The sequence below is a fragment of the bacterium genome (assembly GCA_019637795.1).
In the GTDB taxonomy this organism is placed as follows: domain Bacteria; phylum Desulfobacterota; class Binatia; order HRBIN30; family CADEER01; genus JAHBUY01.
On record JAHBUY010000004.1, the window covers coordinates 494,206 to 509,572 of the forward strand.

The 15,367-nt window shown below is 73.6% G+C and carries 12 protein-coding genes; 6 read left to right on the plus strand and 6 right to left on the minus strand.

Translation table 11 applies throughout. The annotated features are described in order from the left end of the window. The first annotated feature begins 2 nt into the window (after positions 1 to 2). Positions 3 to 1,217 (plus strand): methyltransferase domain-containing protein, encoded by a 1,215-nt coding sequence (locus KF840_16090; protein MBX3026430.1) that lies wholly within the window; start codon positions 3 to 5, stop codon positions 1,215 to 1,217. Positions 1,218 to 1,233: 16 nt separating this feature from the next. On the opposite strand, the gene KF840_16095 is transcribed toward KF840_16090, so the two are convergent. The 6 genes from KF840_16095 to KF840_16120 all read right to left on the minus strand — a co-directional run bounded on the left by KF840_16095 (position 1,234) and on the right by KF840_16120 (position 8,506). Continuing rightward, positions 1,234 to 2,019 (minus strand): phytanoyl-CoA dioxygenase family protein, encoded by a 786-nt coding sequence (locus tag KF840_16095; GenBank protein MBX3026431.1) that lies wholly within the window; start codon positions 2,017 to 2,019, stop codon positions 1,234 to 1,236. Beyond that, positions 2,016 to 2,903, minus strand: coding sequence for a glycosyltransferase (locus KF840_16100; protein ID MBX3026432.1), 888 nt, complete (start codon positions 2,901 to 2,903; stop codon positions 2,016 to 2,018). Before KF840_16100 ends, KF840_16095 begins: the two co-directional genes overlap by 4 nt. Positions 2,904 to 2,921: 18 nt before the next feature. After that, on the minus strand, positions 2,922 to 4,886 hold the full coding sequence (locus tag KF840_16105) for a radical SAM protein (GenBank protein ID MBX3026433.1): 1,965 nt from the start codon (positions 4,884 to 4,886) through the stop codon (positions 2,922 to 2,924). Continuing rightward, positions 4,883 to 6,523 carry an SUMF1/EgtB/PvdO family nonheme iron enzyme gene (locus KF840_16110; GenBank protein ID MBX3026434.1) on the minus strand — a complete coding sequence of 547 codons (1,641 nt, stop codon included), beginning with the start codon at positions 6,521 to 6,523 and terminating at the stop codon, positions 4,883 to 4,885. The genes KF840_16105 and KF840_16110 overlap by 4 nt, the downstream gene beginning before the upstream one ends. Before the next feature lie 91 nt (positions 6,524 to 6,614). Beyond that, the gene (locus KF840_16115) at positions 6,615 to 7,376 is read right to left on the minus strand and encodes a phytanoyl-CoA dioxygenase family protein (protein MBX3026435.1); all 762 of its coding nucleotides are present in this window, start codon (positions 7,374 to 7,376) and stop codon (positions 6,615 to 6,617) included. Then, on the minus strand, positions 7,373 to 8,506 hold the full coding sequence (locus KF840_16120; protein ID MBX3026436.1) for a phytanoyl-CoA dioxygenase family protein: 1,134 nt from the start codon (positions 8,504 to 8,506) through the stop codon (positions 7,373 to 7,375). The genes KF840_16115 and KF840_16120 overlap by 4 nt, the downstream gene beginning before the upstream one ends. 164 nt (positions 8,507 to 8,670) lie before the next feature. Here KF840_16120 and rfbF point away from each other — a divergent pair, with 164 nt between their 5' ends. The 5 genes from rfbF to KF840_16145 all read left to right on the plus strand — a co-directional run bounded on the left by rfbF (position 8,671) and on the right by KF840_16145 (position 15,295). Then, entirely contained in the window at positions 8,671 to 9,450 is a 780-nt protein-coding gene (gene rfbF, locus KF840_16125) for a glucose-1-phosphate cytidylyltransferase (GenBank protein MBX3026437.1), read from the plus strand. Between the two features lie 67 nt (positions 9,451 to 9,517). Further along, positions 9,518 to 10,897, plus strand: coding sequence for an FAD-binding oxidoreductase (locus tag KF840_16130; protein MBX3026438.1), 1,380 nt, complete (start codon positions 9,518 to 9,520; stop codon positions 10,895 to 10,897). Further along, a complete protein-coding gene (locus tag KF840_16135; GenBank protein MBX3026439.1) occupies positions 10,894 to 12,348 on the plus strand; it encodes a hypothetical protein in 1,455 nt (484 codons plus the stop codon). The genes KF840_16130 and KF840_16135 overlap by 4 nt, the downstream gene beginning before the upstream one ends. Before the next feature lie 11 nt (positions 12,349 to 12,359). Continuing rightward, positions 12,360 to 14,105 (plus strand): tryptophan 7-halogenase, encoded by a 1,746-nt coding sequence (locus KF840_16140; protein MBX3026440.1) that lies wholly within the window; start codon positions 12,360 to 12,362, stop codon positions 14,103 to 14,105. Continuing rightward, positions 14,102 to 15,295 (plus strand): hypothetical protein, encoded by a 1,194-nt coding sequence (locus tag KF840_16145; GenBank protein ID MBX3026441.1) that lies wholly within the window; start codon positions 14,102 to 14,104, stop codon positions 15,293 to 15,295. Before KF840_16140 ends, KF840_16145 begins: the two co-directional genes overlap by 4 nt. Positions 15,296 to 15,367 lie beyond the last annotated feature (72 nt).

Sequence of the window (15,367 nt, forward strand, 5' to 3'; positions counted from 1 at the left end):
TGATGACGGACCGCTCCGGCGCCGGCGCCCCCTGTCCCTGCTGCGCGGCGCGCATCGACGGTCCGCCGGCGTTCGTCCACCCGGCGATTCCCCGCCTGCTCAACGTCCTCGCCGCCAGCGAAGCCGAGGCGCGCCAGGCGCCGGCCGGCCGGCTCGAGCTGGTGGAATGTCCGGCGTGCGGCATGGTCTTCAACCGTGCCTTCGCCGGCGTGCCATACGGCCAGGACTATTTCCTCGACGCGACGCGGTCGCCGCGCTACCGCCGTCATCTCGACGACGTCAGCGACCGCATCGCCGCCCGCCTGGCGCCGCGCGACCGCTTCTCGCTGGTCGACGTCGGCGCCGGCCAGGGGCTCTTCCTCGCCCACCTGGTCGAGCGGCTGGGCGATCGCGTCATCCGCGCCCAGGGCTTCGACCCGGCGTTTCGCGCCGCCGAAGCGACCCTGCCGGCGCGGGTGGCGGTGCGCGCGGCGCCCCTGGACGCGGCCGGCGCCGCGGCGCTCGAGGGCTCGGTCGACGTCGTCGCCGCCCGCCACGTCTTCGAGCACATCCCGGATCCGGTGCGCTTCCTGGCATCCTTCCGCGAGCACGTTCCCGGTCCGTTCGAGCTCGTCCTCGAGACGCCGGACGTCGACCACACCCTCGCGCGCGGGCTGCTCCACGACTTCTGCTACGAGCACTGCGCCATGGCCACCGACGCGGCGGTGGCCGCGGCGCTGCGCCGCGCCGGCTACCAACGGATCCGCGTCGAGCGCGCCTTCGACGACGAGTACCTGCTGGCGTTCGCCACCGCGCCGCCGGGGACGGAGCGCGCCGCCGCGCCGGCGCCGCCGACCCCGCGCGGCGCCGCGCCGCGCCTCGCCGCGCTCGCCGCGCGCTTCGCGCCGCGGCATCGCGAACGCCTGCGACAGGCGCGGGCGCGGGGACCGGTCGCGCTGTGGGGGGCGGCCGGCAAGGGGGCCCTGTTCGCGCTCCTGGTCGATCCCGAGCGGACGCTGCTCGATCTCGTCGTCGACATCCACCCGCGCAAGCAGGGCGGCTTCCTGCCCGGCGCCGGCCATCGCGTCGTCGCCCCCGAGGCGGCGCGCGACGCCGGCGTGCGCACGGTGCTGGTCGCGAATCCGACCTACGCCGGCGAGGTGGCGACGATGTGCGCGTCGCTCGGGCTGCGCGCCGAGGTGCAGTGCGCCGGCGACCCGGCCGGCGCCGCGGGATGACCGGACGGCGGGCGGCTCAGCCGATCTCGTTGGGCTGCGGCACGCGGCGGACGCCGCCCTGGACGAAGGGGACGGCCAGTTGCACCGGCCTGCCGTCCTTGAGCACCGGTTGCCGCGAGTACTGGATCAGGATGGCGCGGCGCGGGCGGTCCGAGCGGTTGGTATCGCTGGCATGCGGCAGCGCCCCGTCCATGACGACCATCGAGCCGGCGGGGACGGTCAGCAGCAGGCCCTCGCGGCCGCCGAAGTCGACCACGTCCTCGCTCGTCCACGGTTGCGCGAAGTCGTGCGGGACGACCTGGCGGACGTCGAGCACCGAGAACGGCAGGACGCGCAGCGCCCCGTTGCGCGTCGTCATCTCGTCGAGCGCCACCCAGACGCTCAGGTTCGGCGGGTAGTGCCCGCAGCCGACGTAGTCGAGGTAGCTGGAATCCTGGTGCCAGATCCAGCCGTGCTCGTTGTGCGGCGCCTTGCAGACGAAGGTCTCGGAGTAGAAGTAGGCCTCGTCGCCGAGGGCGGCGCGACAGATCGACGCCATCAGCTCGCCGAACGCCAGCTCGCGCATGTGGGCGCTGCGGCGCACGAAGCCGGAGACGACGTAGCGGTCGTCCAGCCGGCTCACCGGCACGTGCAGGTCCTCGCCGCGCTCGAGGCGCCCGCGCTCCTCGGCGACGGCGCGGTCGGCGTCGGCGCGCAGGCCCTCCAGCAAGGCGCCGCCGATGGCGCGCTCGACGACGAAGTAGCCCTCGTCGGCGAACTGCCGCGCCCACTGGTCGGCGCCCGGCGCGATCGCCGCGGTCACGAACCCGATCCCCTCGCCGGGCGGTCCCCGTCGGGATCGAGCACGGCGCGGAAGATGTGGCGGTGGTGCGCCTCGGCGATCGGAATGTGCGGGGCGTAGAGCGGCGGCAGCAGGGAGAACCACCGCGGGAAGCCCTCGACCGCCAGGAAGCGGAACAGCTCGCTCCACTGGTCCTTGCCCTGGGCGTGATGGGTGGTGAGCGAGACCGAGCAGAGCTCGCTCAGCTCGACCACCGCCACCCCGCCGGTGCGCGCCTGCTCGGCGGCGAGGGCGTCGAAGAGCGCGCCGATGTGCGCGTGGTGGGTATCGAGGTAGCGCGCGTAGTCGGTCGCCAGCGTGCGATCGGTCGGATAGATCACCGTCGGCGCCGGCAGGATGATGTGCCGGGCGGCGAAGAACTCGCCGGCGTCGCGGTACTCGCGCACGCCGCTGGCGGCCGGCGCCTGCGCCAGCACTGGCGCGAGCTGGGGACCGATCGGCGCATCGAGGGCGACGAAATCGGGCCGCGGGACCTCGATCGTGCGCACCACCAGGGCGTCGGGGCGGCGCGCCGAGAGGGTGCGGACGACGGCGTGGATGCCCGCCGGCACGAGGTAGTCGTCGTCGCCCGACAGCCAGGTGTACTCGGCGTCGCTCATCGCCATCGCCGACATGACGCTGTGCCCGAAGGGCACCGTCCGCGGATGGCGCTGGTGGCGGAAGCCGGCGTAGCGGCGCGCCCAGGCGGCGCACACGTCGGGCGTGTCGTCGCCCGACCCATTGTCGCTGACGCACACGGGAATGCCGAGGGCGTCGCACACCGGCACCATCTCGTGCAGCACCGCGTCCAGCATGCGGGCGCGGCTCAACGAGGGGATCGCGATGGCGAGTTGGGGCCGTGCCATCGGCACCGCCGGGGTGGCTCAGCTCGCCTTGCGGTCGGGGTACGCGTCCGCCGGCGCGTCGGCGCCGATGCGCAGGCGGGGCACGTGCGCGTTCGGGAAGTGCCCGCGGGCGATGTCGTCGGCCGTCATGCCGAAGGTCGCGAAGCGCGTCCGCCAGTAGGCGGAGGTCTCCAGTTGCCGGCGCAGGCGGAAGACGATCCGCGGGTCGACCGCGCCGTCGCGCTTCCACTGCAGATAGCCGATGAAGTACAGCGCCAGCGCGTTGTCCGGCGACAGCTTGTCGGACAGGGTCGCGAGCTGGCGCAGCATCAGGCCGATCTTCACCGGCCGCTCCTCGTGGAACAGGCGGTGATAGTTGAGGTGGTAGTTCATGTAGAACCAGATGTCGTGGATCTGGTCCTGCGTCGGCACCGCGTCGTGCGGGATCTCGTCGAAGGCGTGCCGGAACCCCTTGACGACCGCGCCGCCGGACTCGTCGATCTTGTCGAGCTTGCCGAAGCCGCCGCTCATGTAGGTGAGCAGGCCGCCCACCGGCGCGATCAGGCCCTGCGCCACCATCGCGTCGTAGATCGGCGTGTTCGGCAGCGGTTGCAGCGGGGTGATCGCGTACCAGTCGAGATCCATGGCGAGGGCGACGTTGAGCGTGTCCTCGATCATGCCCAGCGTCTCGCCCGGGAAGCCGATCATCAGCAGCACCCGCGTGTGGATCGCCGGGTAGCGGCGGAACACCTCGGCGGCGCGGAGGAAGATCTCGACCGTGCCCGGCTTGCGGATGCGGGTGAGGATCGTCGGGTTGCCGGACTCCATGCCGAGGTTCACCGCGACGCAGCCGCTGGCGACCATCGCGTCGACCAGCTCGTCGTTGCACGAGGCGGCGATCAGGCCGTTGGTGGCGTCCCAGGTCAGGCCGAGGCGGCGGCGCGCCATGCCCTGGAACAGCGCCATGGCGCGGCGGTGATCCTTCAGCAGGTCGTCGTCCAGCCAGACGATGTGGCGCACGCCCCGGTCGCGCAGCGCCTCGAGCTCGTCGAGCACCGAGTCGACCGGCCGCTGGCGCACGACCCGGCCGTTGAAGTTGGGCACGCTGCAGAACGTGCAGCGGGCGCGGCAGCCGCGGTTCGAGAGGCAGGTGGCGGTCGGCGTGCTCGCCTCGACGAAGGCGTGGAAGATGCCGATCACCCCGAATTCCGACAGGCGGCGGATCTCGGTCAGGTCGAACGCCGGCGTGACGTCGAGCTCCTCGACCGTCGGCCGGCTCTCCTCGAGGAAGCGCGCCCGGGCCGCCCCGTCGCGCACGATCACCTGGCGCAGCGCCTCGATCGGCGCCGCGCCGGCGACGACGCGGCAGAACAGCGGCAGGGCGGTGTCGGCCTCGCGCAGGAACGCGAAGCTGGCCGCCGGCACGTCGTCGAGCACGCGCTCGACGTCGTTGGTCACGTGCACGCCGCCGATCGCCACCGGCCGTCCGGCGGCGGCGGCATGGGCGCACACGTTGCGCAGCGACACGTGCGTCATCGTGAACATGCAGGTGACGCCGATCAGGTCGGGATCGAATTCCGCCAGGGCGCGATCGAGCGCCGCCTGCCAGGTCGCGTCGAGATCGAACGCCGCCTCGTCGTCGCACGCCGCGGCGGCGACCAGCACCTCGTGATTGAGGTTGAGGATGCGCGCCTCGACGCCGCCGCGCTGCAGATGGGCGGCGAGCACGGTGAGCCCGTACGGCGGATAGTTGTGGTAGCGGCCGCGCTTGGCGGTGGCGACGCTGAACAGCCGCGGGTCGGCGTCGGGTGGGTTGACGAGCAGAATGCGGTCGATGCGGCGGCGCGGAAAGCTGCGCCCGAGGATCCCTTCGGCAATGACCCGTTCGGCAATGATCCGTTCGGCAATGACCCGTTCGGCAATGACCCGTTCGGCGATCGCGCGATCGTCGTCCGGGGCGCCGGAGGCGATGGTCGGCACGGGGGGCTCGTGCGCGGCGGTCACGCGACGTCCACGACCAGGCGGGCGCTGAGGTTGCACCAACGGTACTGTTCCGGCCAGCCGATGCGCCAACTGTTGCGGCAGTTGATGTAGCACATCTCGTTGCCGAGGAAGCCGCCGCCGCGGGCGACCCGCCCGGCCTCGCCGGTGGGACTGAGCTGGGCCGCGATCTCCTGCGACGGACCGACCGGATCGGTCACCTCGGCCGGCGTCCGCGCATAGGCGTCCTTGGCGTAGTAGTCGGCGCACCATTCGAAGCTGTTGCCGACGCAGTCGAACAGGCCGTAGCCGTTGGGGGCGTAGGAGGCGACCGGAACCGGGTGCAGGTTGACGTAGTTGCAGCGCGTCGGATCCGCGTCCTCGCTGCCCCACGGGTACTGCATGCCCTCCAGCCCGCCGCGCGCCGCGTACTCCCACTCGGCCTCGGTGGGCAGTCGGTAGGTCCGTCCGTCCAGCTTCGACAGCGCGGCGCAGAAGTCGACGATCTCCGCCCACGAGAGCTGCACCGCCGGCAACTCCGCCGCCAAGCCCTCGCACTCCCTACCCGGATAGGCGTCGGGATAGACCGCCTTCCAGAGGGCGCGGGTGATCGGGAAGGCGGAGATGTAGAAGGGCTTCGAGATCGTCACCCGGCGGTTCGGCAGCTCGCGGGCCTGCACCGCCGGCGAGCCGCCCATGGTGAACGTCCCGGCCTCGATGCGCACGAACGGCAGCTCGGGACGCCACGCGACGTAGCGCGCGTCGTCGCGGATCCGCCGCAGGTTCTCCTCGCGGCGCCGCGGATCGGGCACGACGATGCCGGCTTCGACCGCCGACGGCCGCCGCGCCCCCACCGTGTCGTTCAGCGGCAGGCTGGGAAACGCGTGCGGCTCGACGAGGTTGTACTTGGCGCGGTGGCACAGACCGGAATCCGGGTAGCGATCGAGCACCGACTGCCAGGCGGCGCGCGCGCCCTCCATGTCGCCGGCATGCGCCCGCGCCCCGCCGAGCAGCACCCGCGCCAACGGCGCCAGGGCGCGATGCGTCTCCTCGTGCTCGAGCAACCAGTCCTCGAGCTCGGGCACCAGCCCCGCCTTCTCCGGGTCGGGCGGCGGCTCGCTCGGCACGCCGTCGTCTTCCGGACGGAAGAGCAGCGGAATGTGGTTGCGCCACCAGGTGCGATCCGGGGTATTGCGGTTGTAGCGGGATTCCATCGCCCGCAGCGCGATCTCCACCGGGTCGGTCGGCTCGGGCAGCGCGGCCCCGCCCTCCGGCACCAGATCGGGACGGCGGTCGAGCACGTCGCGCAGGGCGGAGAAGATCTCGTCGGTCGTCGAGTCGAAGGGGAACCGCTGCAGGACCTCGGCCTCCGGGGAGACGACGAACACGTCCGGCGGGTAGGTGTCGAAGGGCCCGCTCCCCGGCTGCTTCATCACGAACTCGCGCGCCGCGTCATCCACCGCGGGGCCGCTGATGTGCATCGAGAAGCGCACCGGCACGAAGGCCTGTTCGATCAGGCGGACGACGTCGGGATGCGACATGTTGGCGCGGGTGAACGACGCCGCCGGGCACCAGGTGTCCCGGTTGTCCATCCCCTGACCGACCGGCATGAGGATGACCGCGCGCTGCAGCTTCCGGCCTTCGGCGAGGCCGTGCTCCATCCGCTCAAGCCACCGTATGTTCATGGTTTTCGGCGTCCCCCCAGGGCTCGACGGCTATCAGCCACCTTGCCGATTTGTCAATGAAATTTCCTCACTGGCGGGACACCGGCGCGCCGTCGCGCAGCACTGGCTCCGCCATCTGGATCGGCTCGCCGCGATCATCCACCACCGGCCGCGGCGAGAACTGGCAGAGGTAGGCGCGGCGGATCCCCTCGCTGTGGTTCAGGCCGCTGCGATGCGGCAGCAGCCCGGACATCACGATCAGGCTGCCGGCGGGGACGGCGACGATCTCGCCGGCGTCGACCCCGAAGTCGGCGACGAAGTTGCCGTGCTCGTCCGGCCGGTGCGGCGGCACGGTGTCGAAGCGGCGGCGGGCGAACGACAGCATCTCCAGCGCGCCGTTGGCGGCCGTCATGTCGTCCAGCGCCGCCCAGACGCTGAGGTTGGGCGGGTACTGGCCGTAGCCGTAGGCGTCGATGTAGCCGTGGTCCTGGTGCCAGCCGAACGGCACCCGGTTGTGGGGCAGCTTGAGGATGAACAGCTCGATGAAGAGGTAGGCCTCGGGGCCGACCAGCGAGCGGCAGAGCTCGAGCATGACGTCGCTGCGCAGGTAGCGCGCCAGGTTCGGGCGGGCGCGCGAGCGGCCGGGAATGAAGTAGTGCTCGCCGACGTAGTTCAGGCGGTCGACCGTGCGCTGCGCCGCGATCTCGGCCTCGTGCCAGGCGAGCGCGTCGGCGGCCTCGACGCGCAGCGCCTCGAGGACCTCCGCCGGCAGCACGCGCTCGAGGACGAGGTAGCCCTCGCGCGCGAACGTGGCGCGCTGCTCGGGGGTGATCGCGAACGGCGTCGTCATGCGGCGCCTCCGGCGTCGAGGCGGGCCAGCTCGGCGCGCGCCGCGGCGTGGTCGGGGTCGAGCTCGAGCGCGCGCAGCAGGAGCTGGCGGCGCTGGCTGGCGGTGATCTCGGCGCCCAGGTGCGCGTACTCGCGCACGATCGCCTCGGCATCGGTGCGGGCCCGGATCAGGTCGCCGTTGATGCTGACGTCGTCCTCGCCGATGGCGAAGAGGCGGCCGAGACAGCGCGCTTCGCGCGCCGCGTCGCCGGCGTCGACGGCGTCGCGGAAGGCGCGCCAGGCGGCATCGATCAGCGCCGCCTGGCCCGGCAGCCGGCGCCGCATGCCGTCCAGCACGCGGGCGCTGGCGGCGCGCGCCTCGGCATCGACGCCGAGGGCGCCGTCGCGCATCACCGCGTCGATCAGCCGGCCGCCGCGGAGGAGCGGGATCTGGTCGCCGAACGGCGTCCGGCTCGGCAGCAGGCGCGCCTCGGGGAGGCTGAAGGACAGGCTGTAGCCGATGCGCGGCGCGGCGCTCCGGTTGGGCGGACTGGCGTGCGCGGTGCGGGCGCCGAAGACGACCACCTGCCCGAGCCCGAGCGCGAGCTGGCGGGTCTCGGGCGCGGGCGGCGCGGCGCAGGCGAGGTATTTCAGCTCGTCGTCCCAGGCGTGCGGGCGCAGGCCAGTCTGGCTGCCGGGCGCCATGATCATCGCCCCATTGTCGGCGTCGCAGGGCGTGAGGGCGGTCCAGCAACTGTAGGTGTCGGGGTGCTCCATCTCGGCGTAGGCGCCGTCCTGGTGCCAGGGAAAGCGGGTCAGGCCCGCTTCGTCCGGCGCCTTGATGTGCGCCTGGTTCCACATCACGTCGGCGTCGGTCCCGAGCAGCGCGGCGGCGATCGCCGCGAACACCGGCGAGCGGCAGAAGGCGGCCGCCGCGTCGTCGACTCGGTGCAGCCGCGGCAGCTCGGGGCGCAGGCGGTCCCAGCGCGCCTCTTCCTGGCGGGCGCGCTCGCCCTGGCGGGCGGCCCAGGCGCGCAAGATCGCCGCCCGCACGGGCGCCAGCTCGGCCTCGCCGAAGACCGGTGGGGTGACGAAATAGCCGTCCCGGCGATACGCCTCGCGCGCGGCCTCGCTGACGGCGTAGTCCCCCATGCGCCGGAACCTTAGCGAAGCGGGTACCGACATGCCACGGGCGAAGTGCCGCGGGGCGGCGGGGACGGCGGCCTCTGCGACGCCGAGGTCACGAAGAGCGCGGCACGCGGCCGCGATGGTTTCGATTGCCCGACCGGGTTCGATCGGTTAGCAATCGGCGACCGATGAAGGCCGTGATCCTCGCCGGGGGGGAGGGCGCGCGATTGTGGGAGGAGACCCGCAGTTGCCCGAAGCCGATGATCCCGATCGGTGACCAGCCGATCCTCTGGCACATCATGCAGATCTACGCCGCGCACGGGATCCGCGACTTCGTCATCTGCCTCGGCCGTCTCGGCAACGTGGTGCGCGACTACTTCCGCGACTACCGCCTCTACAATTCCGACGTCACCGTGCACACCGCGTCGGGCGCCATCGAGTACCACTCGGCGCCGCGCGACGACTGGCGGGTGACGCTGGTCGACACCGGCCTCGGCGCCACCACCGGCGAGCGCCTGGCGCGCATCCGGCCGTGGATCGCCGGCGACGACGCGTTCTGCATGACCTACGGCGACGGCGTCGCCGACATCGACGTCGCCCGCCTCGTCCGCTTCCATCGCGCGCACGGCCTGCGGGCGACCATGACCGCGGTCCGCCCCCTGCCCCGTTTCGGCATTCCGGACATCGTCGATGGACGCGTCGTGCGCGTGCGCGAGAAGCCGGTGCCCGACCACGATCAGGGATGGATCAACGGCGGGTTCTACGTCCTCCACCCGTCCGCTCTCGACGCCATCAGCGGACCCGTGATGTGGGAGCACGAGCCGCTGCAGTCGCTGTCGGCGGAGGGCCAGCTCGCCGCCTACGAGCACACCGGCTACTGGCAGTGCCTCGACACCTGGAAGGACAAGAAGACCCTCGAGCGGGAATGGGAAACCGGGCGGGCGCCGTGGAAGGTGTGGGCCGGTTGAAGCCGCTCCCGCCATCCCGCGCTCCGGCGACGCCGGCCGCCGAAGCCGCCGGAGCGCGGTGAGCGACATGGGGGTCGGCGCATCGCCCTGGGAGCGCGCGCTCGCTCGTCTGCGCGACGCCCTCGGCGCGGATCGCGTCCTCGAGGGCGCGCCCGCCGCGGCGGCGCTGCGCGGGCGCGGCCTCAACCCCGGCAGCGACCCCGCGCCGCGCTATCTGCTGCGGCCGCGGACCACCGAGGAGTGCCGCCGCGCCGTCGCGGAGCTCGCCGCGGTCGGCGCCAGCGCCTGGCCGATCGCGGCGCTGACCACGTTCTGGGAACCGCATCGGGCGACCATCGCGGTCGGCATCGACACCCTGGGGCTGCGCGCGCCCTGCCGCGTCGACGCGCGCGAGCGGGTCGGCTATTTCGGCGCCGGCATCGCGATCCGCGAGGCCGATCGCCTGGCGCGGGCGCACGGCCTCTGCCTGCTCGCCTACCCGGACAGCGACGGTGGCACCTCGCTCGGCTCGCTGGCGGCGGTCGGCTGCACGACCGGTCTGGGGATGGGCCGCGTCCAGCCGCTCGATCAGGTGATCGGGCTCACCGTCGTGTCGCGCGCCGGCAGCGTGCTGAGAACCGGCGCCTCCTGGCGCCTCGGCCACGGCGGCGCGGCGCACGGGATGCCGGATGCGACCGGCCTCTTCCTCGCCTCGCAGGGCGAGCACGGGGTGATCACCGAAGTGTTGCTGGCGCTGGCGCCGGCACCGTATCTCGCGGCGCGCTGGTGGGCGGCGCCGTGCGGCGGCGCCGACCAGCTCGTCGGCCAGCTCGAAGGCGCGCGGCGGGAGCTCGACCAGGGCGTCGTCGACAGCCTGCGTCTGGAGACGGTGGCGGGCGGCCGTGAAGCGCCACGGGCGACCGAGTGGTTTCTCCGCTGCTGGGCCGCGGACTCGCCGCAGGTGGCCGACGATCGCTGCGCCAGCGCGGCGCGCCGACTCGGCGCCGGCGAGGCCCGGGCCTGGGTGGAGTCGCCGGCCGGCCGCCGCGGCGAGCCGCCCGATGACGATCTCCGCTACTCGCTGCCGCCGGGCAGCCACCAGCAGCGCACCGGCACGGCGGGCTTCCTCGGCATCGAGGTGACGGTCAACTGGGGCGACCAGCTCGCGCCGTCGCTGCGCATCCTGACCGACCTGTTCGCGGCGCTCGGCGACCTCGGGCTCGGCCACCGCCGCCTCGGCATCTATCCGGGACCGCACGTGGTGGCGATCGGCGTGCAGGCGATGCTCTCCGGTGGCGAAACCACGGCCGATGCCGTACGCGAAATCATGGCCACCGCGGTGGAGCCCCTGAGCGCGCTCGGCGCCGTTCCCTACCGGCCGGGCCGCCTGTGGCGGGACGTCATGGTCCGACGGGAGCGGGACGACCCCTGCGCGGCGCTGGTGCGGCGCGCCGCGTGGTCGTCATGAGCGAGCTGCACCCCGCGCTGGCGTTCCTCCAGCAGCAGGCGCCCGCCAGCCGCGCGCTCGCCGCCGATACCCTGCTGATGGACGTCGAGGGCACGGCGGTGGAGATCGCCGTGGTGCCGAACGGCGGTGCGGCGTTCTTCGCCGCCGGCGCGACGCGCCTGGGGTACCGCTGCGGCGCCGGGTTGTCGGAGCCGGCGCGGCTGCGGCTGCGCGGCGCGCTGCTGGCGCTCCGCGATCGCCTCGCCGCCGGCTACGTCGCGACGCCGGACGCGCCGCTGCCGGCGGACGGCGGCTGGACCGACGCGCTGCGCGGCGACGCGCTCGCCCCCTGGCGCGACTGGGCGACGCGGCAGTACCGGGCCGCGATCGAGCGCGGCGGGCGCGCCGCCTGCGCCGGGCTCCCCGACTGTCTCGACCTGCGCATGCGCCCGCCCCTGCCGCCGCCATGGCCGGCGCTGCGCGAGCCGCCGCGCGCCGGGGCGTGCGCCCGCTGCGGGCGCGCCCGCGGCTGCGCCGCGGCGCACGACCGCGACGATGCGACCGACGTCCTCGAGCCGCTGCGCCACGCCGACGCCGCCAGCGCCGAGCTCGCCGCCCTGCGCCTGCTGGCGGCCGAAGCCGCCGTGCCGATCGCCGCGGCCCTCGATGCCTACGCGCTGCTCCACGCCGCGTGCGGCGATCGCGCCGCGGACGGCGCCCTCGGGCTGGAATTCTCGCTGCGCCTGCCGGCCGGCGCGCCGCGGCCGGATCGCCTGCGCTTCGTCAGCTACTATCCGCTGGCGCGCAGCGACGCCGAGCGGCGCGAGATCCATCGCGGCCGCGCCGCCGCGGCGCAGCGACTCGCCGCCCACTGGCTGACGCCGCCCGCGCAGGGCGTCCTCGACGCCTGGCTGGCGAGCGCCGCGGACACCCAGCCGGCGACGCTCGGACTGTCGATCGGGGTCGAATTGGATGCCGCCGGCGCGCGGCTGCAGGTCTACGCCCATCCCGAGCCGAACGAAGCGGCCCTGCGCTTCGCCGCCGCCGCCGTCGCCATCGCCGGCGGATCGCCCGCCGACGTGCCGGCGGCCGGCGACCCGCCGGTGCTGGTGGGCATCGCGCTCGCCGCCGGACGGCCGCCGGCGCTCAAGCTCTATCGCCATCGCACGTGGGATGGACGCGGCGAGACCGGTCTGCTGCCCGACGGGCTCGGCGCGCTGGCGCCGTTCAACCCGGGATGGGGGCTCGCGGTGCAGGAGCACGTCGCCGGCCGCGCCGCGTGGGTGAAGTGGGATTTTCCGGTGCCGACCCACTACCAGGCGTACGGCCATTTTGTAGAGTCGTTCTGGCGCCAGCTCGGCGGCCGGGACGGCAGCCGGCCGGCGTGGTTGTCGGGTGAGCAGTTCAGTCCGTGGCCGACGTGGGCCAGTCTGGGGCGCGGCGGCGGGGTGCTCTACTTCCAGGCGCGTTGAGGGATGAAGAGATGAGCGAACGCTACGACGTCATCGTCATCGGCGGCGGCCCCGCCGGCTCGCTGTGCGCCGCCATGCTGCGCAAGTACACGCCGGGGATGCGCGTGGCGCTGGTCGAGCGGGATGCCTTCCCGCGCTACCACATCGGCGAGTCGCTGGTGCTCGAGGTGAACCGCATCCTGCAGGACGCCGGCGTGCTCGAGAAAGTCGAGCAGGCGAGCTTCCTGAAGAAGGCCGGCGCCACCTACGTCTGGGGCACCGACCGGCGGCCGTGGCCGTTCCTCTTCGCCGAATCGACCGGGCGGCGGCCGCACTTCGACGGCATCAAGGACTACACCTTCCACGTCGAGCGCGCCGACTTCGACCGCCTGCTCCTCGAGCACGCGCGCGAGCTCGGCGTCGAGATCCTTCAGCCCGCCGCCGTCCGCGACGTCCTGTTCGAGAACGGGCGGGCCACCGGCGTGCGCATCGAGCGCGACGGCGAGAGCCGGCAGCTCGACGCGCGCTATCTGGTCGACGCCAGCGGCCGCGCCGGCGTCGTCGCGCACCGCATCGGCGAGCGCATCTTCGATCCGGTGATCCGCAACCTCGCCGTCTTCGGCTACTGGGAGAACGCCGAGATCGACCCCAGCTACTGCGTCGGCTGGAATCCCGCCGCGATCGCGGTGGTGAGCGCGCCCGAGGGCTGGGTCTGGTACATCCCGATCCGCGAGGGCCTGGTCTCGGTCGGCTACGTCACGCCCGCCGAGACCTTCAAGAAGCGCAACCGGGACGACCTGGAGGCGTACTACCGCGCCCAACTGCAGGACGTGCCGGAGATCGCCGCGTGGCTGCGCAACGGGACGCTCGTCGATCAGCCGCACGCCCCGGCGCGGGTGATGGTCGAGCGCGACTTCAACTACCTGCACACCCGGCTGTGGGGCCCCGGCTACGTGCTGGTCGGCGACGCCGCCGGCTTCCTCGATCCGCTCTTCACCTTCGGCGTCTTCATGGCGGCGACCGGCGCCCAGCTCGCCGCCTACGCGATCGGCACCCTGCTCGACGAGCGCGCCGTCGGGGCGACCGAGGAGGTCGTGCTCGGCGGCTACGAGCAGCACATCCGCACCTACTACGGCGCTTTCGCCGCCATGCTCTACGTCTTCTACCGCTTCAATGGCGATCGCAGCGAGTATTGGCGCACCGCCCGCGACCTCATCCAGCGCGAGATGCTGCCGGCGAACATCACCGACCGCGAGGCGTTCATGGCCCTGACCTTCGGCTTCGGCGTCAACACCTACGTCTTTCACGAGGCGACGCAGCACTTCGGCCAGGTCGCCATGCGCCGCATCTTCGACATGGGCAATTCCGAGGACGCGCCGATCGCCTGGAGCGATCCCGGCGACTTCGGCGGCCGCTCGCTCGACGACGAGGCGCGGCCGGCGCTGGTGCAGGCGCCGACGATCACCGAAACGGTCATCCCGATCCACGGCTTCGGGCGCATGGTCCCGATGCGTCGCTTGGAATTCGCGACGCCGGACAGCGGCCGCTTCCCGCGCCACGTCTACGCGCCGGACTGGCTGAGCGACATCCTGCGCCACCTCGACGGCTCGCGCAGCGTGCGCGAGCTGACCGCCGCGCTCCCCGAGGGGCGCGTCCGCTTCGGCGCCAGGAAGCTCGAGCGCCGCGAGGTGCTGCACCGGACGCTGCGCATGCTCTACTCGCTCGGCGCGCTCGAGGACGCCGCGCCGGCCACGAGGAGCACCGCCGCGACCTCATGAGCGACGGCGTCCTGCGCCTGCCGGGCGAGCAGTTGGCGGCGTGGCTGGCTCGCCCCGGCGGCGCGCCCGCCCGCGTCGAGGTCACGTCGCCGCCGCCCGGTTGGGGTCCGCTGAAGCCGGCGCTGGTGCGCTTCGTGCGCGCCTGCCGCGCGGGCGGCGGACATCCCCCGGCGTTCCGCGGCGTGCCGCTGTGTCTGTTCGGCTCCGAATGGTCGGGCTTCCCCAGCGCCGAGCCGGCGGCGCCGCCGCTCGGTCGCTGCGCGGCCTGCCAGGCGCGCGCGCGCTGCGGCTTCGGCGCCGCGGTCCCCGACGAGCTGCTGCCGATCAGCGAGGCGCCGCTGCTCGCGCGCTGGCGGGCGCACGCGGCGGCGTTCCGGGACGTCACCGGCAGCGCCATGGCGCTGGCGGCGACGCCGCACCTCGAACGGATCCTCGCGCTCTACCGCGGACCGGTGAGCCTCGAGCCGTCGGTGCTGCTCAGCGGCGCGGTCGAGCCGTCGGCCCGGGTCGTCGTCTTCCCCCATCGCCTGCCCGAGGGCGCCGCGGCCGCGGCGGCGTATCGTGACGTGCTGCGCGGCACCGCGCGGCTCCTCGCCGATCTCGGCATGCGGCACGCCGACCCACTGCTCGCGGCGCTGGCATCGCTGCCCCCATCGCCGCTGCCGGTCGGCCTGGAGAGCCGCGGCGACGCCTGGCGGGTGAAGATGTATCTGCGCCTCGAGGACGCGTCGCCCGTCCGGCGCCAGGCCGCGCTCGCCGCGCTGGCGCGGTTCGCCCCCGACTGCGCGCCCGTCCCGCTCGCGGATCTGCACATGCTCGGGCTGGTGCTCGACGGCGACGGCCTGCACACCGTCAAAGCCTACCTGCTCGGTCGGCCCACCGGCGCCGGGGGCGCCGGGTTCCCGGCGCCGCTGCCGTCCGACCATCCGCTGCTCGCCCTCGCCGGCGGCGGCGCGCTGGCGACGCTCGACGTCTGGAACCGCGGCCCGCGCCGCGACGCCAAGTGGGACGTCAACGTCCGCGAGCACTATCTGGCCGGCGCCGCCGCGGAACGCCTGCTGGCGGCCCTCGCCTCGCCGCAGCGCGCCGCCGCCCTGCGCCCGCTGCTGCGCGCCCCCACCCACCGCGCCGACCTCGTCGCCATCGGCCTGCGCGGCCCGACCCTGGCGCTCTACATGGAGCTCAACTGACGCCGCCGAAGACGAGAACGTCGCCGCCTGACGCGCGCGCGAGCGGCCACATCTCCTGCTGGTCGACCACGG